Origin of the sequence: Shewanella sp. N2AIL (assembly GCF_022690845.1) — a bacterium.
GTDB classification, from domain to species: Bacteria; Pseudomonadota; Gammaproteobacteria; order Enterobacterales; family Shewanellaceae; genus Shewanella; species Shewanella baltica.
This window is the reverse complement of record NZ_JALBYT010000004.1, coordinates 154,718-173,622: the sequence shown is the minus strand read 5'-3', so window position 1 is coordinate 173,622 and position 18,905 is coordinate 154,718. Positions and strand designations below refer to the sequence as shown.

The window sequence follows — 18,905 nt, the reverse complement described above, 5'->3', positions numbered from 1 at the left end:
TCTATTATTGCCGCAGACACAAATATTATTTCCTCTGGGCAACAGTAGCCAAAATTTATTTTATTCTCCTGCATAAACAGCAAGTTAAAATGTTGCTATTTTCGACATTTTTATCGTAACAGCCCAGTAACGCCCGCGACTTGCCCTTACGCTGACTCGACCTACAATGCGCGACTTCTTCTATCACTCAAAAGAATAAACCCATTATGACCGCGATATTAGGCATGATTAGCATCTTGTTTTTTGCTTGGTTACTGTCAGTGAACCGCAAGAACATTCCCTACCGCACTGTGATTTTAGCCCTAGGCTTACAAATTATCTTTGCCCTGTTAGTGCTCTACGTTCCTGCGGGTAAGGCCGTATTGCAATCCGTTACTGCGGGCGTATCGAGCGTGATTGCCTATGGCAACCAAGGGATTGGCTTTCTGTTTGGCGATCTCGCCACGGGTAAAGTCGGCTTCGTATTTGCGATCAATGTGTTAGGTATCATCATCTTCTTCTCGGCGCTGATTTCGGCCCTGTACCATATTGGGTTAATGCCTAAGGTGATCAACATTATTGGTGGCGGTCTGCAGCGTTTACTGGGCACGGGCCGCGCCGAGTCTTTATCTGCCACGGCGAACATCTTCGTCGGCATGATTGAAGCGCCGCTGGTGATCAAACCCTATTTAAAGCACATGAGCGATTCGCAATTCTTCGCGGTCATGAGCTGTGGTTTAGCCTCAGTCGCGGGCGGTACATTAGTGGGATATGCCGCTTTAGGTGTCGACCTTAACTATTTGATTGCCGCCGCCTTTATGTCAGCACCCGCGGGTCTGTTGATGGCAAAAATCCTCATGCCACCCAACGAAAATGACAAAAACAATTCAGATGAAATCACCTCAGTCGAACTGCCACGCGCCACCAATGTGGTTGAAGCCTTAGCCGATGGCGCTATGTCAGGCATGCGGATTTCAGTCGGGATTGGTGCCACTCTGCTAGCTTTTGTCAGCGTTATCGCCCTGTTGAACGGCATGTTAGGCGCTGTGGGTGAATGGTTCGGTTACCAGTTAAGCTTCGAATTCTTGCTCGGTTATCTGTTCGCCCCTATGGCGTGGCTGCTGGGTATTCCTTGGCATGAAGCCATTACTGCGGGCTCACTGATTGGCCAAAAAATCGTGGTGAATGAGTTCGTGGCCTTTATCCAGTTAATGAAAGTCGAAGACCAACTGAGCGCCCATTCTCAGGCCGTTGTGACTTTTGCCCTGTGCGGTTTTGCGAATATTTCAACCATGGCGATTTTGATCGGTGGACTGGGTAGCATGGTGCCAGAGCGCCGCGAATTTATCGCCCGTAATGGTTTTCGCGCCATTGCCGCAGGTGTATTTGCTAACCTCATGAGTGCGGCAATCGCCAGCGTGATCCTCTCGCTGTAGCTTGTTTTCGATAACAGATTTCTGTCCTCGAGTATCAATCACTGATCTCGAGCATCGAAATAGAAACAGCGGCTCCCAGCGTAAACCCAAATCAAGCACGCCTTGGTTTGGGTTTTGCTTTATCCCCCGCTTAATTATCCGCTTAAGCTCGTCTTTACTGCCGCAAGGCCTAAACCTCGTCGCAAACAAAATAAGCACGGACAGCCTCTTACCTTGCTTACTCGCCTTTTAAGCTCACATTTTGATGACGTCGTTTTATTGCCTCAGATAGTTTTTGTGTATAATGTCGCCAAACCAAGATTAATACATTTACATTTCAATAACATGCGTAGCCAAGGGAGCACAAATGGCCACAGGGAAATACAAGGCAGTTCACGCCGCAATCGCACTGACAGTGGTAGGTATCACACTCTTGTTAACCGCCTGCGATGACTCAACGACGTCCTCAGAATCGGTTACGACGAATATACCCGCAGATCGCGAGTATCAGATTATTTCCACCATAAGCCTCAACGATGGTTTCGAAACTCGCAAAGTACTGCAGGCACGATTACTGCTGGATTACCAATTACAAGATGCAGGGGGTAAGGCGGCCAGCTTAACCACGCCACTAACCCATAATGCCCGCTTTTTTATCCAACCTAACCTGTTGCAAATTAGCGATTATGGCATGCCGATCCCGGTGAGCAATATTGACCCCAAAGGCAAGTCCAATGAAATCTTTCAGTTGGTTAAAGATGGCTTTAATGTGGAATTTAGTAATGGTGAAGTCCGCGAACTGACCCCCATTGCCAAGATGGATCAAAAAGATATCAAGGAGTTATTTGAGCGCTGGCAAAATCTTAATCACTTGTTTAAACAAGCCCCAACCATGCCTGTAGCGCTTGAGCCTAGCGTCGGTTATAGCATCAACGCCCCCATGGATGGGCGCTTAACTTGGACGGTTGAGCAGGTCAGTGAAGATAAGTTGATCGCCGTATTACAAGGGGAGAAAGACAAGTATAAGGCCTATGGCAAGTTCGAAGTTAACCGCAAAACCGGTTGGTTAGAGAGCATGGCGTTTTTTCAACGGGAAGAGCGCCAAGGGCGTACTTTCACCCACCGAACCGTGATGACGCCTAAGGATCGCCCTTACATCATGAGTATGCTTTGGCATGCCGATGATAGCTTTGATGCTGAGCGCGATAGGGATGATCGGCAAAAGGAGCTGTACCGCATTAGCGATATACCGCAGGAATATCGCCCCAATAATAAGGCATTTATTCAATCCTTATTACCTGATCAACAAGGTATTTTAGATAATCTTGGCCCTTGGGGCACTGATACCCCTGAAGATCTGCAATTGCGCTTTGTCCACAATATGAGTCCGCAATATGTGGAAGCCGATGTGCGTTATGAGGACTTAACCGCCTTTGATGCTAACGGTAAACCAATTGACATTCACTTCTGGCAGCACGGTAAAGGTTGGGCGAGGAATTATAATCCCTCGATTGAATCTTCAACCGATATCATTGCTACGGGTTGGGATAACACCGCGAATAAACTCAAGCAGATAGACCATATTAATGCCAAGCTAACGTTTATCCCACAGACGAATAAGATAGTCGAAAAGTCGTGGGATGAACTGCTGGCAACACCTTACAGGGTTGGCGATGCCAGCCTAACAATCCAAGTGCTCGATGCCGAGGCGAAACTCTTTAAAGTCGTGTCAAAGCAGAGTGAGGATCAGAGTATTAATCTGCCTTTCCAACAATTTAAAGGCATGATGGCTGAGGCCCGTCGCGAAGGTAATCATCCCTCTTGGCTAACGGCGACGGAAAAGGAGCTGCTAGAACAATTGATTGGGGCCGATGAGAGCCATCACCTCACCAGCAACGCACTGTTACTCAAGCTGGATGAAATTCCTAAAACCCTGATGTTAATTGAGCAACAACCCCAGCCGGAGTTGACTCAAACCAAAACGATCCGCTTTGTACAATTTAGCGACTACAACAAAAATCTGGCTAATCCTCCCACCGAGTTTGGTAACGCTGGCCTAGGTAGTTTTATCAATCCGGCGCTAGATGCTGCAAAAAATGAGTTCAGTACGATCCAAGGGATAAAACCTGTAACTGACAATGGTCATAATCTGTATATTCCCATGTCAGCTGCCTTGGCAAGCGCCTGCAAACCTGAAATAGATCAAGGCTTTAATGAGGGTAAAAATCCCGTCACTTGGCAGTTTGATCCCAACGCCCCAAACGGGGCAGCCTATAGTTTGATGACCCCAGACCGCGTGCGGCAGTTTTTCTACGATAAACAGATCAAGGGCAAGATCCATTGCCAAGGTGATATTCACTGGCAGCCTTTAGAACTGGCTGTAACCGACCGCCCTTGGTTAATCGATTTAGCGTCTTGGCTGACGCAAACCGGATATGGCAATGAGCCAAGTAGCGATCTTAACAATTACTTTAAGGTCGAAGATGCCCAAGGCAATCTGTTAACCATTCGACTCCCCGAAAATACTGAGCAGCGGATAAACGAGGTGCTGGTCGATGGTCGCTATTTAAGTATCGCAGGCCCCGCCGCCAAGGTGAGTTATATGACGATCACCAAAGAGCCCGTCGATATCCCCTATGAATTCACCTTTAAACCTTTGCCATAAAAAGGAGCGGTTATGCGTATATTTACAGTAAAACGGCTCCTTGGAGCACTGTTATTTATTAGCACCCAAGTGAGTGCTGATTTCATTTTGCTGGATGAAAGCTGGGAACCAGTAAAAAATAAAAAAGCAGCCAGTTTTTATTTAAAACAACCCGTTGAAGTCAAAGACGGCCAGTTTAAAGTTGAGCTCTATTATCTCAATACCGAGGTCATGCACTTTAGCGGCATGGCAACGGGCCACAATTTCACCGACGGACAACTACATGGTCCCTATCAGTTCCGTTTTAGCAGTGGCAAGCTACAGGAAGAAGGCCATTTTGATAAACAAGGCCAACGCCAAGGGCTAGTCAAAATCTACAAAGAAGATGGCTCGCTCGATTGCGACTGTCAATTTGTTAACAATCAACGCGAAGGTGAGCAAATTTTCTACCATATCAACGGTCAAATCAGCATGAAGACCACCATTAAAAATGGCAAAAAGGTCGGCATGAGCGAACACTTTGATAGGGATGGAAATCTTAGGGACAAGGTCTGCAACAGTGGCACTTGTGTTACCCAATACTATGACAATGGCAACTTACACCTCGAAATCCCCATGGTGGATGGGCTCAAACATGGCAACGAAACGAATTGGGGCTTTGGTAAACTGCTTTCGACCCAAGCTTATGTTAAAGATAAAAAACAGGGGGATTATTTTGAATACTTCCCGGATGGCAAGGTCGAGCGCCACTACCAATATCAAGCTGATTATAAGGTCGGTGAGCAGCTGACTTATTATGAAAATGGTCAGATCAAATTAAAGGAAGTCACCAACGATAAGGGTGATGTCCTCCAAGCTATCGAATACGATGAACAAGGGCAAATTAAAAAAAACACAGACAGCAAATACCAAGGTAATAGCTGGGTTTATCGTAAACAGCAGCGCTATCGCGATGGCCAATTGATTGAGACTCAAGAAGAAGACAAACTCAAAAACTGGTCACTCTCCGAAACCTTCAAAAAAGGCTTGTTAATCGAGCGCCAGGAGCGACTCAATAACCAATTGAATGGTTTACAGCTCAAGTCCTTTGACTACAACGATGTTATCACCCTCTCCCGAGAATATTATCAGGCGGGTAAGCGTGAAGGCGCCTATGAAACGGTAAAAATTGAGCATACCACAGGGAAAACTCAGCTAGTAGAGCAAGGTCAATATGCCAAGGATAAACAAGCTGGCACTTGGAAGAAATTTCAAGACGACGCCACCCTCACCTATAGCCACGATGATAATGGTGAGCTCCACGGTGAATACCATAACGAGACCAACTCAGGCCAGTTGCTTGAGTCTATTCACTTTAAACATGGCAAGCCCGATGGATTAGTACAACGTTACGCCAATAATGGCCAAGTGTATGAAAAAGGCGTATACCGCAATGGTCAACAGGATGGCGATTGGATATTTACCGATGGTGAGTACGGTTTCCGCCCAATACCCAACCCTGAAAGACGCTATTGGTATGGTCGCTTCGACCAAGGTAAACGAGTCGGCCATTGGGAATTGCGCTCATCAGAAGACTATGTGCTCCAAATCGCCAATTATGACGAACTAGGCAGGCTTGATGGTAAACAATACGAGTTTAAGGATCATGGCTGGATACGGGTGATTAATAGCTACAATCATGGCCAGTTTTTAAATCAGGAAATGCCACCACCTGTGGTCACTTCTGATGATGTTTTCCCTCGGTTTTAGCTTAAGCCTAGACGCTGTGCACTGCATGTAAGTGCACAGCGCAATAGATAAACCAAGCAGTTTAAAATTAGGATTCTTATATAGGCCGCACATATCTTGGCCTTAAGACCCAGAACAAGGAATCAGCATGTTCAATACCCCATTTCGCGTGATTAGCCTCGCCATTGCAGGGGCTAGTATAGTGAGTCTCCATGCGCAGGCAGCGCAAAATCTCTCCTCCATGATGGTCGAAATCCGCCAACAGGACGGAATACCCAGCTATTACAATCTCGCCACTGGCATGCCCTTAAATGGCGATATCGCCATAGTGCGCGATAACCAAGGCTATACCTTAGGGCAGTTTTCAGAGGGGATCCCTAATGGTAAATGGCAAGTATTTCATACCAATAACAGCAAGCTAGTCGAAGGAAACTACCTGCAAGGTTATCAAGATGGCACTTGGCGACTGTACGATTTAAGCGGTGCAGTCACAGAGGAGCAGCAATTTACCAAAGGCGTGCCCACGGACGAATGGAAGGAATACAACAGCAGCGGCCAACTCACCCAAACAACGCGCTATAAAGACGGTAAAAAAGAGCAAGTAAAACGCTTCTATGCCAGTGGTAAACTGCAAGCCCAAGAAAGCTACCTCGATAACCTGCGCCACGGTAAATGGGAAAGTTTCTATGAAAACGGCACCTTATCCCAAAGCCAAAGCTATGCGAACAACCAACTCTCCGGCCCCTATTTAGAGCAAAATCCCGACGGGCAAGCCTCTGTGACAGGTCGCTTCGATGCCGAAGGCCGCCGCCAAGGATTGTGGGAAACCTTCTTCGACGATGGAACTAAATCGAGCGCCAGCCAGTTCAACCTTAATCAACTCGATGGTGAAGAACGGACATTTTACCCCAATGGCGAACTCGCCAGCCTCTGCCAATATAAGGCAGGGCAACGCCAAGGCAAGTGTCAGCAATTTAACGATGCGGGTAAATTACAAGTTGAAGAACAGTATGTTAACGACGCTTTAGATGGGCAGCAGCAATATTTTAATGCCGAAGGAAACCTCACCAGCGATCTCAACTATAAGCAGAACCAACTTGCCGGTACGCAAAAGTATTTCTACGACAATGGCCAACTTAAAGAACTGCGCAGCTATCAAGACTCAAAGCTGGCTGAGAATGGACAATATCCGCTTCATGGCCCATCGGAGCGTTATGATGCCGAAGGTAATTTGCTCGAAAAAAGCCACTACGACATGGGCATTCAAGATGGACTATTTGAGCGCTATAGCGCAGGCAAACTGCAATCTTCTGAGCAATGGCAACAGGGGCAGCGACACGGTGAATCACGCCGTTACCATAGCAACGGTCAACTGCGCAGCTTAGATGAATATGTCGAAGGTAAACTGACGGGTAAATCCGAGTCCTACTTTGAGGATGGCACTGTTAATGAGCGGGGCAAACGCATTAACGGTCAATGGGTTGGTCAATATGAATCCTTTTATGACAATGGCAAACCTCGCGAACTCGCCCATTACGCCTCGGAGAAAAAAGACAATGCCAGCCGTTATCCGCTCGATGGTCACTTTGCTCGTTGGTATGCCAATGGCGACCCTAATGAAGAAGGCGAATATCAAAACGGCAATAAACAAGGCTTATGGATCCAGTACCGCGAAGGCCAGAAACAGCGGGAGCAAACCTTCGCCGATGGCAAACTCAATGGTGACTACATAGAGTATTACCACGGACGTCGCCGTGTGGCAGGGCAATATCTCGATAATCAAAAAACAGGTCTGTGGATTGACTACCGCTACGAAGAAAAAGACCCGACCTATGGCGCTATTCCAGAAGGGAATATCCAACAAAAAAGCCATTGGCAGGAAAACAAGCGTCACGGCGTTAGGGAGTTTTACAGCTTTAAGCAAGTGGTTTACCGCTCCGAAACCTATGATAAAAATGACAAAACAGGCCCGTATGCCGAATATTATCCCAATAATGGCCAGCTAAAACTCAGCGGCACTATGGATAAAGGCAATCAAACTGGACTATGGGAAAGCTGGTTTGAGGATGGAATACAAGCGGCCAGCACTGAGTTTTTAGACGGGCAAAACCATGGTCAATCGAAGGAATACTACAGTAACGGCCAGCTCAAACTAGAGGCTACTTATGCCAAAGGCTCGTTCGATGGTCAGGTTAAACAATATCACCAGAACGGTAAACCACAACTCGTTGAAACTTGGGTAAAAGGCCAAAAAGAAGGCGATGCCAGCTATTATCACAACAATGGCAAACTAGCCGAACAAGGGACATATCTGAGGGATCGCAAAGAAGGTCTATGGCAAAGCTTTTGGCCTAATGGCGAAAAACGCACCGAAGGCAGTTACATCAGCGACCGAGAATCAGGGGATTGGAATCACTATGATCAACTCGGCAAACTGATTAAAACCGAGCACCACGGCTAACATAGAAATGGGGTTGGGGATTACAGCGATCTAGCTCAAATATTTATCCTTAACCCCAAATCTAAAAGAAGTTTCATGCAAACAGTGTCGCTACCTTAGGCGCACCGCAGGCATTAGGTGGCTTTATCGTGGCCTGTTTGATCTTGTCACCCGAAGCGGTGGGCGGATTTAAGGCGGCGTTAAACAATCAATTACTGCGGGCGATGAATCTGTACTTCGGCTCAGTGCTCGCCACGATTGCCCTTACCGTTCCCGCAGTCTTAATTATTGGCGGCGTGATAGGTCAAGAAGTGCATTTAGGCTTGTCAGCCGCCGACATGGTGCTGTTAATCACCAGTTTAATGGTCTGCAAGGTCAGCTTCAGCAGCGGTCGCACCAATGCCCTGCACGGCGCAACGCATATAGTGCTGTTTATCGTTTACTTGTTCTTAATGTTTGAACACGCCTAAATCTTCTTAAATCCAAAGCCGAGCGCGGCTTATTTGCGTCTCGGCTTACGTTTTTTAGCTAGACTATGGCCCTCAATCTTCCGAGCTCTCTGAGCACCTCGCTCCCCCTGAGCACCTCGAGCATAGCGCAGCGAAAGGTAACCAACCCCTAACCCACTCAACAATCCGCCAATATGGGCAGCATTGTCCACTCCACCCAATAATCCTGCGACTAGACTTATGGTCACAAAAAATGCCAAATTAATATTCAATATCCAGTTGATATCCTCAGGGAAAATCTTTTTCCAAGCCCAAATCACGAGTATTCCTAATAGCCCCATAATGGCGCCCGATGCACCGACACTCACAGTGGCATCATACCAACAGATACTGGCGATACTCGCCAATACCCCAGTGATCAAATACGCCAAAAATAGTCGCCACTTACCGAGTACAGGTTCAAGAAAGCTACCGACAAAAAACAAGCCGTAAAGATTCAGCGCTAAGTGGGCTAAACCGCCATGGATAAAGGTACTCGTAATTAAGCGCCACCACTCACCAGCAAGCACTTTAGGTCGAAAGTTAGCTCCCCATTCAAGCAGGAAACTCCCCTGTAGACTAATAACATGTTGGCTTGACCATGCCATAAAGATAAACACTAATACATTGAGATACATCAGAATTGGAGTTGCAATAAAACCCGGCTTGGGCCGTATCATTTCAAAAAAATCATTAAGCTCGGCGATTGCGCCCGCATGGTTCAAACGCTTTGTAACTGTTTCAGCCTTAAGCACCTCTTCATCCAGTTTCACCCGCAGCAAGAGCACAAACCAGACTAACGCACCTGCAACAAACCAAATCAGCATCCAAGCGAGTTTATGGCCATTACGGGCTTCAAATGGCTCAAACTTCGGCATAAAAATCGTTGGGTATTCAGCTTGATAAAGCGGACTTTTCTCTGCTGCGCTAAGTAAGTCTCTCTGCAGCGACGAAGGGGCTAATCGTTCAAGGTAAACAAACGTTTGCGGGTCAAACTGATCAAACTCACGTTGGGATTGAGTCAAAAAGGCCTTGTATGCTTGTTCCTTTTCATCGGGTTCGAGTCTATTACTGATCTCCTGCTGATAAGTTTTACCATACCAAGCTAAGACAGAAGTTCGGCGACGATCGGCGCCACTCGCAAAAATCGGCATCGCAATATAGAGCGTCATATTCAAGTGACTGTTACCTTTTCCTGTCACCTCAATCTTTCGCTGCACACCAATTTGCGCCTTATCAATATAAGCTTGCTGTAACTGGTAATACTGTGTCTTTTTATGCAGATACAATTCTTGGATCGATGCTAATTGGGTTAACTGACCCGTTGCTGTTTTAAGATATTCCTGCGCAATAATACAAGGCACAGCCACGAGCTGCACGGCGAAAAGTAGATAGAAAAAGCGTGAATTATCCTTAACAAACTTCAGCAGTTTTAGCCTTGGCCTTAGAAAAACAAGCAACAAGAGCCATGACAGTATCAGCGGTAATCCAAAATTGACCAGATCTTCATCTAAGCTAAAAAACTCAAATTTAATCAACAACAGCCAATGGATTAAGCTATAGCCAGAGATAAATAACAGGCTCGTGAATAAGAAGGGAAAATAGATCAGTTGAAGTTTTTTTAGCAGTACATCCACACGTATTTCTTCCTTGAGTACATCAATCACTATGGTAATAATACCACGGGGAATTTACCAAAAATCATCAAGGACTTACAGTATTAAAAAGCCAAAGGCCAGATGGATTGCTCATCTGGCCTTTGGTTTTTTAGTCTTTATAAAGCCGTTAAAGCAAGAGATATGCTCCAGCTCGACTTCTAGGTCAAAGCCTAGGTCTCACTCAACTTAGCTAATTGCTGCTGGCTACGCTGTTTCTTATATTGCTTAGCTTCGGCTGGGATCGGGGTGACTTTACCTGTCTCTAACCAGTTACGTAAACGGTTTGCATCGGCGATATGGGTATATTTACCGTAGGCATCGAGTACCACAAAGGCCACTTGGCGTTTTGCCATTTCGGTGCGCATCACTAAGCAATGCCCCGCTTCGTTAGTAAAACCGGTTTTAGTGAGATGTATATTCCAGTTATCTTTATAAACCAAACGGTTAGTGTTGCGGAAATCTAAACTGTATCTAGGTTTAGCAAAGGTGACCGTCTTTTTCTCGGTCGAACTCAATTGGCCTAGCATAGGATAACCTTCACTGGCCTTAAGCAGCACAATCAGGTCGCTGGCACTGGAGACGTTTTTGTATGACAAACCTGTCGGTTCAACATAACGGGTATTCTTCATGCCCAGTGCTTTTGCTTTGGCATTCATCGCCTTAATAAAGGCTTTGTGACCACCGGGATAATGGTGGGCAAGGCTGGCTGCTGCGCGGTTTTCTGATGACATTAAGGTCAGCAATAACATGTCTTTACGGCTAATTTCACTGCCGATACGCACTCTAGAATACACGCCGCGCATTTCTTTGGTGTCGTTAATATTAACCGCTAACTTTTCGTCCATCGCCAGCTTTGCATCTAAAGTCACCATGGCCGTCATTAGCTTAGTCACTGAGGCGATGGGCACCACGGCATTAGGGTTACTCGAATACAACACTTCATTGGTTTTAAGGTCGACCACCATAGCGCTACTCGATGCCACTTCTTGCTGTTTTGCAGGTGCTTTTTTAGCGGGTGCATTTTTGCTGGCATGTTTAGTAGTGACAGAGGCCGAATCGGCTGAATGCGCTGTCGCGGCAACAGTTAGACTGCTGCATACAAGAATAAAACTACTGAGCAGAAAACGGATCTTCATTTAGATTTCACTGAATAGATAAGGGATCGATTGTGCTATGGCACAAGGTTTGGCTAAGTATAGGAGTTCTACCGTGAAAGAAATAGAATGCAATTAGACTTTTATCTGCAAGATCAGCAGTTTCTCCTCAATTTTTATTATGTAAAACCAGCTTAACCTGTCACTAATCTTGAATAATCAAGCGGCTAGATCCAGCCTTTTGACTTACTACAGCAACTACGTCTTTAAAAGAGGGTTTTGGCAGTAGAATCATTGGCTATAAAAATAATGGACGACTTTTTGCATTTTTAACAAAAGCGGCCGCTGTTCAGGGATTTTAAGGATTGGAAGACGTGATTTATGGCGTATAAACGCATTAACATACGCCATAAATACCGCGATTGAGCCGTTATAAGCTAACGTAAAACAAATTCGAGCAATGCTTCAGAATCTTGGCTCTCTTGAATTAATTGACCTGTCAGCACAAACCCGTGTTTTAAGAGGACTCGCTGGGAGGCCAGATTATGCTTAGCGACTTCGGCAAAGAGTGGCCTCGCACTCACTAAAGGCAAGAATTGCGCTAAGGTTTGGGTCGCGATGCCTTTGCCCCAGTAGTCACGGTCAATCCAATATCCTATCAGCGCTTGCCCGTCACTGTGCCAATGGCCTATGTTGCCCACAAACTTGCCATCAAAATCGATAGCCCTTGCTAGCACATTGGCTTGCCCAAGAATATTCCCATGCCAATGCTTAAAAAAAGCTTCCCGATCCCTTGGCGGAAACTGAGCAAGCTGATTAGCAATAGGATCGCTTTGATGGGCAAAAATCGCCTCAAGATCAGTTTCATCAACCGGACGTAAACTCACGCTTAGTTGTGTTTCTAACGGTTTATCTCGCTCATTAGACATCTGTAATCATCCTGAATACTTTGTATTTAAACTGGGTACAGCATGCCATATTTAGGACGGGTCACAAGCAAAAAAAGGGCGCATAACTGAGAAGGTGTTAGCGCCCGAAGAGGCAAATTTGCCAAAATTGAGGTGTGTAAATTCAAGCCATAAAACTCACACGATAAAATTCAAAGCCTAGATAAAAATCAACGCAAAAACGGGTGCGCCTAATACCATAGCGATACCAATAAAAATCATCGTCAAACTGGCGATAACGCCTTCTTGCTGGCCGATTTCAGTGGCTTTTGCCGCGCCAGCACCGTGGGCCGAAGCGCCCAGTGCCACACCTTTACCTAACGAAGTACGAATCCGCATAAATTTGAATAGTGGCTCGCACACCAACATGCCAATCACGCCTGTGATTAACACCATCATGGCCGTCAACTCAGGCACGCCGCCAAAGGCACTGGTGGCCTCCATCGCAAAAGGCGTCGACACCGAACGCACCAGCAAACTCTTAGACAATTCCACCGGCAGAGGTATAAATTTCACCAGCAACCAAGAAGATATCATCCCCAGAAATAATCCGGCCGTTACACCTAACCCTATCGTCAGCGGATACTGGCGGATCAAGTTACGCTCACGATAAATCGGCAAAGCAAAGGCGATAGTCGCGGGCGCTAACATGGCCATCAACCAATGGGTGTATTCAAAATAGGTTGGCAGCGGGATCTTAAGATTAAACACCAATAAGGTAATCACTATTGGCGCCAACACTATGGGCGCTAACCACCAGACTCTGTGGTACTTATAGAGACGCTTAGCGCCGAAGTAACAAAATACCGTCAGCAATAAACTAAATAGGGCTAATCCGGTCTGCGACAACACAAAATCCACTACTTTTGAGTCAGTCATAACTAAGCTGCCTTAACGTGGCGACGGGCCTGCTTTTTGATGTTCAGTTGGCGCTCAAAACGAAACACTCTGTCGACCACAAAGCCAGTACCAAACATCACGCACACACTGCCCATCACTAAAGTGAACAATATATTGGTGCCGTATTGCTCAAACAAACCTTCGTACTTAATGACCGAAATCACAGGCGGGATAAAAAACAGCAATAATTCACCAATCAACCAAGCGGCACCCAGTTGCACGGCATTTTCGGGAATGAGTTTAAAACCTAATAAAAATAAGAGTATGCCTAAGCCAATCACACTCCCAGGAATAGGAGAATGTGCCCAAGTGGCGAACCAGTGACAAGCGAAGGACAGTAAACAGAAGAGGCCGATTTGGGTTAATAACAAAGCCCAATGTCGACACTGACGTATTGCGGCTTGTGGGAATGACATGATTTTCTCGGTTAGAACAAAGTTTTCTATAGGGCTATTCTAGGCTTGCTTATTTGATAAAAAAAATGAATATTAAGAATGTAATACATGAATTTTAAGAATACATTTAAAGGTGAAGCCCAATGGACCTCAAAGTTATTCGCTATTTTATCGAAATCGTCGATGCCGGAGGCTTTGGTAAAGCCAGCGAAAAAGTCCATCTCACCCAACCTGCGTTATCAAAAGCCGTGCGCCAGTTAGAACAAGAACTCGATCTCACCCTGCTTGAGCGGGGTAAACGCGGCACCCAAGTCAAACTCACTCCCGCAGGCGAAGTCGTTTATCGACACGGTAAAGACCTGCTCGCCGGAAGGCAACGCATGCTCGCCGAACTCACGGCGCAGCGCAGCTTAACCGCAGGCGAGCTCAATCTGGGATTAGCGCCGCTCGGCAGCGCCGAGATTTTTGCCCCCATTATTGCCAAGTATCGCCAGCAATATCCGCAAATTGATATGCACTTGCTCGTCCGTGGCGGTGTAGAACAAACCTCGGCGATCCAAAAGGGTGAGATTGAACTGGCCACAGGGATTATCGATTTTGATGACGGCTATGATGGGATTCGGGTGTTTAACGATCCTATGGTAGTGGTGCTTCCCAAGGAAAATCCGTTATCCACCAGACAGATACTGTCGTTTAGGGATCTCAGCGCCGATCCTCAAGTGATGTTCGAAACTGAATACACCCTCTATCAATTAGTGCTCAATGCCTGCCGACACGCTGGATTTGTCCCTAAAAACATTACCCGCGTTAGCCAAGCCGATTTCGGGATTGCCTTAGTCGCGGCGGGAACTGGGGTGATGGTATTGCCGCGCTCCATCGCGCGGCGTTACAGCGTGCCCGGCGTCGTGAATATCCCGCTGGCGAGTGACGAGCTGCGCTGGGAGTTATCGCTGTTTTGGCGCAAGGACCAAGTATTATCCTTCGCAGCCCAAGCCATGATCGCCTTAGTCGAGAAGCACTTAACTCATAAGTGACACTATGTTACCAAGGGATCACTAAGCTCAAACGCACTAGCGTATCGCTATCCCATGGCAGAATAGGCAAATACTCAGCCGAGTTAACATCGACTTTGGCATAGTGATCTAAATTGTATTGCGTGTGCTCGGCGCTCAGCACGAGCATGCTGTTAGGCCGCCAAAAATCGGTTTGGTAACTCAGCTCAAAGCGATATTGATTCTCTAACCATTTGCCCTCGTCCTGCCATGTCTGCGCGGCAACCTGCATATGTAGCTTAGGCGTCACATCCGCCCCGACACTTCCCATAAAAGTATAAGCAAACGTACCATTGCCAAAATCGCCACGGTCGTAACCTCGGGTTCTAGGCACATCGTCATCGATTTCGAGATAGTAATAACCCGCCCCCGCCTTCAACTGGGCCTGTAATTGTTGTCCGTCAAAGTTAGCCGTCAGCCCAGGAAATACCTTAGCTTGCTTCTCGACCGAGCTAACGGTATTACGTTTGCCCTGTAAATCGAACTGCCAACCCAATGAAAACTCTGGATTAATAAGATACAACTCACCACTCGCAGCATAGGTGGACTTAAACCACACAGGGATATGGTCAGGGTCGAGTTTATCGACATCTACGTCTATATAAGCATCCAGCGCCGCCGTCAGCAAAATATCGCTTTGGGTTTTATGTTCTAACAATAGACTCGCATTCACCCCTAAGGTGTGAGAATCCTCGACCACAAAATCATGGCTGCCTAAGCTGTAATGCCACTGAGTTTGCTCTTCGGCCTGCAGTGCACTCGATAAGCACAGGGCTAAACACACTAATGCTGAGTTGAGATAGTTCACTTTTGACTCCTGAAACATCGTTTCTAGCTTGATAATCAAATCAGCCAGAGGGTTAAACTGCATAAAATAGGAATAACACCAACTAAGGTTGCCGTTAAAGAGCGGCTAAACTAGCCAATTTAATCGAAGAATAATAGACGATAGTTCAAATTATGACACTCTCATTGAGAAACCGCTAATAAACACCACAGAAGTACAGATAGCCAAAAACCTAACAGTAACAATAGATATAGACCAAGGCACAAGAATTCAACCCAGAAAAAACAACTTATACACAAATTTGTACGGGAAAGCAGCGGCCCTCATTCTTGCGACTGAAAACCGTAAAAATAAAATGAATTTTTAATCAAATTAACAGCATAATTATTGACACAACATGCTCATCTGCCTATAGTCGCCACACTGATAGTGAAATCGAACAAGAGAGTCTTAAATGAAAAAATCCATGTTATTAGGCGGCCTGACCTTAACTGCCACCTTGTTGTTAGCTGGATGCGGAAAAAGCGATGACGTGTTAGTCGTTGGCACTAATGCCGCCTTCCCTCCTTTTGAATATGTTGGCGGCCAAAGTGGTGATGAAATCAAAGGCTTTGATATCGATCTGGCCAAGCAAATCGCTAAAGATGCGGGCAAGACACTGAAAGTCGAAAACATGAAATTCGATTCACTGATCGTCGCACTCAACTCAGGCAAGATTGATTTTATCGCCTCAGGCATGACGATTACCGCTGAACGTCAAGCCAACGTAAACTTCTCTGAGCCTTACTACGAAGCGACCCAAGTGGTACTGGTTAATAAAGATAACAATAGTATTCATACGCTTGAAGATATTAAAGGCAAACACTTTGCGGTGCAGTTAGGCACAACCGCTGACATCATGTCGAAAAAATACACTCAAAATATCACCGCCTTTAATACGGGTTTCGAAGCCATTATGGAGCTTAAAAATGCCAAGGTGGATTTAGTGTTATTCGACAGCGAACCTGCCGCTAACTATCTGGCTAAAAATCCTGAATTAAAGATGATTAAACTGGATTTTCCTGCTGAGTTTTATGGCTTCGCCGTGTCAAAAGAGCAGCCTGAACTGTTGGCGAGCATCAATAAAACACTGGCTAACATGAAAGCCGACGGCCAATATCAGACGCTCGTTTCTGCCCATATAAAGTGATATCAGCATGATAGACGCAATTAATAACTCGCTGTTTAGCCCAATTGGCGAAGACGGCATGATAGGTATACTGCTGATATTAAATGGTTTGAAGGTGACGTTAATCGTCACTTTCTTCGCCATGTTATTAGGCGCAGTGTTAGGCATTGGCACCACTTTTATGAAGATGTCGTCTAAGTGGTATATCCGCTTTCCCGCCAATCTTTATGTCGGTGTTATCCGTGGCACGCCAGTGGTTGTGCAATTAGTGATCCTTTACTTCATCGTGCTTTCAGCCTTAGATGTCGATAAAATCACCGCCGCCATTATCGCCTTTGGTCTCAATAGCGGCGCCTATATTTCTGAGATAATCCGCGCAGGGATTCAAGCCGTTGATAAAGGGCAAACCGAAGCGGCCCGTTCGCTCGGTTTATCCCAAGCCATGACCATGAAATCGATTATTTTGCCCCAAGCAGTCAAGAATATTCTGCCCGCACTTGGTAATGAATTTATCGTGCTCCTCAAGGAAACCGCCGTTATTGGCTTTATCGGTGGCGTCGACCTGATGCGCGCCGGTGAAATCATCCGTAGCCGTACCTTCGAGGACAGTGTGCCCTTATTTACCTGCGCCCTTATTTACCTATTCCTGACCTACAGCTTCACGTTTGTGCTGTCGAAATTTGAAAAGAGGTTGAAACAAAGTGATTAAAATAACCAACCTGCATAAAAACTTCGGCGATAACCAAGTGCTCAAGGGTATTAGCGAGCATATTCGTCAGGGTGAAGTGGTGAGTGTGATCGGCCCAAGTGGCAGTGGCAAGAGCACCTTTTTGCGTTGTATTAATCTGTTAGAGCAGCCAAGCCAAGGCGATATCGAGATTGAAGGTCAATTGATCACAGCGCCAAACGCCTGCGTAGATAAACTGCGGCAAAAAGTGGGCATGGTGTTTCAAAACTTTAACCTGTTCCCCCATAAAACTGTCATCCAAAACATCACCTTAGCACCCATCAGCCTGAAACTGATGACGCCAGCTCAGGCAGAAACGAAAGCCCTCGACCTACTGGCACAGGTTGGCTTAAGTGACAAAGCCAATGCCTATCCCGCCAGTTTATCGGGCGGCCAAAAGCAAAGGGTCGCCATTGCCCGCGCATTAGCGATGGAACCAGACTTGATGTTATTTGATGAGCCGACATCGGCACTCGATCCCGAAATGGTCGGGGATGTATTAGACGTGATGAAAGACTTAGCGCTAAAGGGCATGACCATGGTCATTGTCACCCACGAAATGGGCTTTGCGCGCGATGTATCCGATCGAGTGATCTTTATGGATGGCGGTTATGTGGTCGAATCTAGCCCACCCGATGAACTATTTAGCCACCCGAAAGAAGCCCGTACCCAAGCGTTTTTAAGCAAGGTATTGCGCTAGCCTAGACTGGCTGATTTGATTCAGTTGAATTTAGTGAGTTGAATTTAATTCAGTTAAAACAATCACGCTCACTGCCGTTACCTTGATCAGTACGTGCAGTGAGCGAAGGATTCCAACTAAGTCTCCTAGATCTCCCTCAAATACCTAAAGCCAAATCAGAGCTTAATACGAGAGCTCATCCATTAATTTTTGCTGTCAGCACATGATCTTTCCATTGCCCTGCAATCATCAAATAATCTCGAGCAAAACCTTCCCTTTCAAATCCTAATTGCGCCAAAACCGCAGCACTGCGCTTATTTTCAGGCATATAATTTGCCATGATCCGATGAAGCCCAACTTCCTTGAACATGTAATCAATTCCTGCAGATAAGATCTCAGTCATCAACCCCTGCCCCTCAAATCTTTGCGAAATAGAATAGCCAAGGAAACAGGCTTGAAAAGCTCCGCGGGTAACGCCTGTAAAATTACAGATGCCTATGACTTCCTGCCTGTTTTTTGTCAGTGCGACAAACTTAAACTCACTGCCATTGCTAAAAGCTTGCTCCGAAGCAGTTAACGACTCTTGCCAATATTCAAGTGTTAAATAATGACTTCCACGAATAGGTTCCCAAGGCGCTAAATGTTGTTGATTATCTTGATAGTAGTTCAACAACAAATGCGCAAAATCCCTATCTAGCACTTCAATTAAGCTTCTTTGTGTTTCAATCATTTTCATCACTTATCCTAAATCCAGTTTCAAAAATTTTTTGAAACTAATACCTGTCTTGATCACATTGTTTTTTA

Annotated in this window: 15 protein-coding genes and 1 pseudogene; 9 read left to right on the top strand and 7 right to left on the bottom strand. The window is 46.0% G+C overall.

The features are described 5' to 3' along the window. The first annotated feature begins 206 nt into the window (after positions 1-206). The 5 genes and pseudogenes from MO387_RS04685 to MO387_RS04665 all read left to right on the top strand — a co-directional run. Positions 207-1,415 carry a NupC/NupG family nucleoside CNT transporter gene (locus MO387_RS04685; protein ID WP_107946656.1) on the top strand — a complete coding sequence of 403 codons (1,209 nt, stop codon included), beginning with the start codon at positions 207-209 and terminating at the stop codon, positions 1,413-1,415. Positions 1,416-1,761: 346 nt separating this feature from the next. Further along, entirely contained in the window at positions 1,762-4,059 is a 2,298-nt protein-coding gene (locus tag MO387_RS04680; RefSeq protein ID WP_199908784.1) for a hypothetical protein, read from the top strand. 12 nt (positions 4,060-4,071) lie between these two features. Continuing rightward, positions 4,072-5,787, top strand: a complete 1,716-nt coding sequence (locus tag MO387_RS04675) for a hypothetical protein (protein ID WP_107946655.1) — start codon at positions 4,072-4,074, stop codon at positions 5,785-5,787. 127 nt (positions 5,788-5,914) lie between these two features. Then, a complete protein-coding gene (locus MO387_RS04670) occupies positions 5,915-8,227 on the top strand; it encodes a toxin-antitoxin system YwqK family antitoxin (protein WP_107946654.1) in 2,313 nt (770 codons plus the stop codon). Between the two features lie 83 nt (positions 8,228-8,310). Continuing rightward, positions 8,311-8,676: pseudogene (locus MO387_RS04665) on the top strand (calcium:proton antiporter); the annotation flags it as partial. Between the two features lie 29 nt (positions 8,677-8,705). On the opposite strand, the gene MO387_RS04660 reads toward MO387_RS04665, so the two are convergent. The 5 genes from MO387_RS04660 to MO387_RS04640 all read right to left on the bottom strand — a co-directional run bounded on the left by MO387_RS04660 (position 8,706) and on the right by MO387_RS04640 (position 13,709). Continuing rightward, positions 8,706-10,331: a rhomboid family intramembrane serine protease gene (locus MO387_RS04660; protein ID WP_107946653.1), complete on the bottom strand. Its 1,626-nt coding sequence runs from the start codon at positions 10,329-10,331 to the stop codon at positions 8,706-8,708. A gap of 191 nt (positions 10,332-10,522) precedes the next feature. Then, the gene (gene pbpG, locus MO387_RS04655) at positions 10,523-11,488 is read right to left on the bottom strand and encodes a D-alanyl-D-alanine endopeptidase (protein WP_006082859.1); all 966 of its coding nucleotides are present in this window, start codon (positions 11,486-11,488) and stop codon (positions 10,523-10,525) included. A 395-nt stretch (positions 11,489-11,883) separates the two neighbouring features. Further along, entirely contained in the window at positions 11,884-12,375 is a 492-nt protein-coding gene (locus MO387_RS04650; RefSeq protein ID WP_011847624.1) for a GNAT family N-acetyltransferase, read from the bottom strand. A 177-nt stretch (positions 12,376-12,552) separates the two neighbouring features. After that, positions 12,553-13,272 (bottom strand): LrgB family protein, encoded by a 720-nt coding sequence (locus MO387_RS04645; protein WP_107402532.1) that lies wholly within the window; start codon positions 13,270-13,272, stop codon positions 12,553-12,555. A gap of 2 nt (positions 13,273-13,274) precedes the next feature. Further along, entirely contained in the window at positions 13,275-13,709 is a 435-nt protein-coding gene (locus MO387_RS04640; protein ID WP_107946652.1) for a CidA/LrgA family protein, read from the bottom strand. A 122-nt stretch (positions 13,710-13,831) separates the two neighbouring features. Here MO387_RS04640 and MO387_RS04635 point away from each other — a divergent pair, with 122 nt between their 5' ends. Further along, positions 13,832-14,722, top strand: a complete 891-nt coding sequence (locus MO387_RS04635; protein ID WP_012088404.1) for a LysR family transcriptional regulator — start codon at positions 13,832-13,834, stop codon at positions 14,720-14,722. A 7-nt stretch (positions 14,723-14,729) separates the two neighbouring features. Here MO387_RS04635 and MO387_RS04630 read toward each other — a convergent pair whose 3' ends face one another. After that, positions 14,730-15,611, bottom strand: coding sequence for a hypothetical protein (locus tag MO387_RS04630; RefSeq protein ID WP_012088403.1), 882 nt, complete (start codon positions 15,609-15,611; stop codon positions 14,730-14,732). Between the two features lie 370 nt (positions 15,612-15,981). Here MO387_RS04630 and MO387_RS04625 point away from each other — a divergent pair, with 370 nt between their 5' ends. The 3 genes from MO387_RS04625 to MO387_RS04615 are packed head-to-tail and all read left to right on the top strand — an operon-like array spanning position 15,982 to position 18,122. Further along, positions 15,982-16,716 (top strand): basic amino acid ABC transporter substrate-binding protein, encoded by a 735-nt coding sequence (locus tag MO387_RS04625; RefSeq protein ID WP_105251595.1) that lies wholly within the window; start codon positions 15,982-15,984, stop codon positions 16,714-16,716. Between the two features lie 7 nt (positions 16,717-16,723). Then, on the top strand, positions 16,724-17,404 hold the full coding sequence (locus MO387_RS04620) for an amino acid ABC transporter permease (protein WP_106649619.1): 681 nt from the start codon (positions 16,724-16,726) through the stop codon (positions 17,402-17,404). Beyond that, positions 17,397-18,122, top strand: a complete 726-nt coding sequence (locus tag MO387_RS04615) for an amino acid ABC transporter ATP-binding protein (protein ID WP_028761645.1) — start codon at positions 17,397-17,399, stop codon at positions 18,120-18,122. The genes MO387_RS04620 and MO387_RS04615 overlap by 8 nt, the downstream gene beginning before the upstream one ends. Positions 18,123-18,297: 175 nt before the next feature. Here the strand turns inward: MO387_RS04615 and rimJ are convergent, their stop codons facing one another. Further along, positions 18,298-18,837: a ribosomal protein S5-alanine N-acetyltransferase gene (gene rimJ, locus MO387_RS04610; RefSeq protein WP_063883789.1), complete on the bottom strand. Its 540-nt coding sequence runs from the start codon at positions 18,835-18,837 to the stop codon at positions 18,298-18,300. Positions 18,838-18,905 lie beyond the last annotated feature (68 nt).

Coding starts and splice junctions, on each gene's coding strand:
- MO387_RS04685 (WP_107946656.1), top strand. CDS start 207: ATGACCGCGATATTAGGCATGATTAGCATCTTGTTTTTTGCTTGGTTA.
- MO387_RS04680 (WP_199908784.1), top strand. CDS start 1,762: ATGGCCACAGGGAAATACAAGGCAGTTCACGCCGCAATCGCACTGACA.
- MO387_RS04675 (WP_107946655.1), top strand. CDS start 4,072: ATGCGTATATTTACAGTAAAACGGCTCCTTGGAGCACTGTTATTTATT.
- MO387_RS04670 (WP_107946654.1), top strand. CDS start 5,915: ATGTTCAATACCCCATTTCGCGTGATTAGCCTCGCCATTGCAGGGGCT.
- pbpG (WP_006082859.1), bottom strand. CDS start 11,488: ATGAAGATCCGTTTTCTGCTCAGTAGTTTTATTCTTGTATGCAGCAGT.
- MO387_RS04650 (WP_011847624.1), bottom strand. CDS start 12,375: ATGTCTAATGAGCGAGATAAACCGTTAGAAACACAACTAAGCGTGAGT.
- MO387_RS04645 (WP_107402532.1), bottom strand. CDS start 13,272: ATGACTGACTCAAAAGTAGTGGATTTTGTGTTGTCGCAGACCGGATTA.
- MO387_RS04640 (WP_107946652.1), bottom strand. CDS start 13,709: ATGTCATTCCCACAAGCCGCAATACGTCAGTGTCGACATTGGGCTTTG.
- MO387_RS04635 (WP_012088404.1), top strand. CDS start 13,832: ATGGACCTCAAAGTTATTCGCTATTTTATCGAAATCGTCGATGCCGGA.
- MO387_RS04630 (WP_012088403.1), bottom strand. CDS start 15,611: ATGCAGTTTAACCCTCTGGCTGATTTGATTATCAAGCTAGAAACGATG.
- MO387_RS04625 (WP_105251595.1), top strand. CDS start 15,982: ATGAAAAAATCCATGTTATTAGGCGGCCTGACCTTAACTGCCACCTTG.
- MO387_RS04620 (WP_106649619.1), top strand. CDS start 16,724: ATGATAGACGCAATTAATAACTCGCTGTTTAGCCCAATTGGCGAAGAC.
- rimJ (WP_063883789.1), bottom strand. CDS start 18,837: ATGAAAATGATTGAAACACAAAGAAGCTTAATTGAAGTGCTAGATAGG.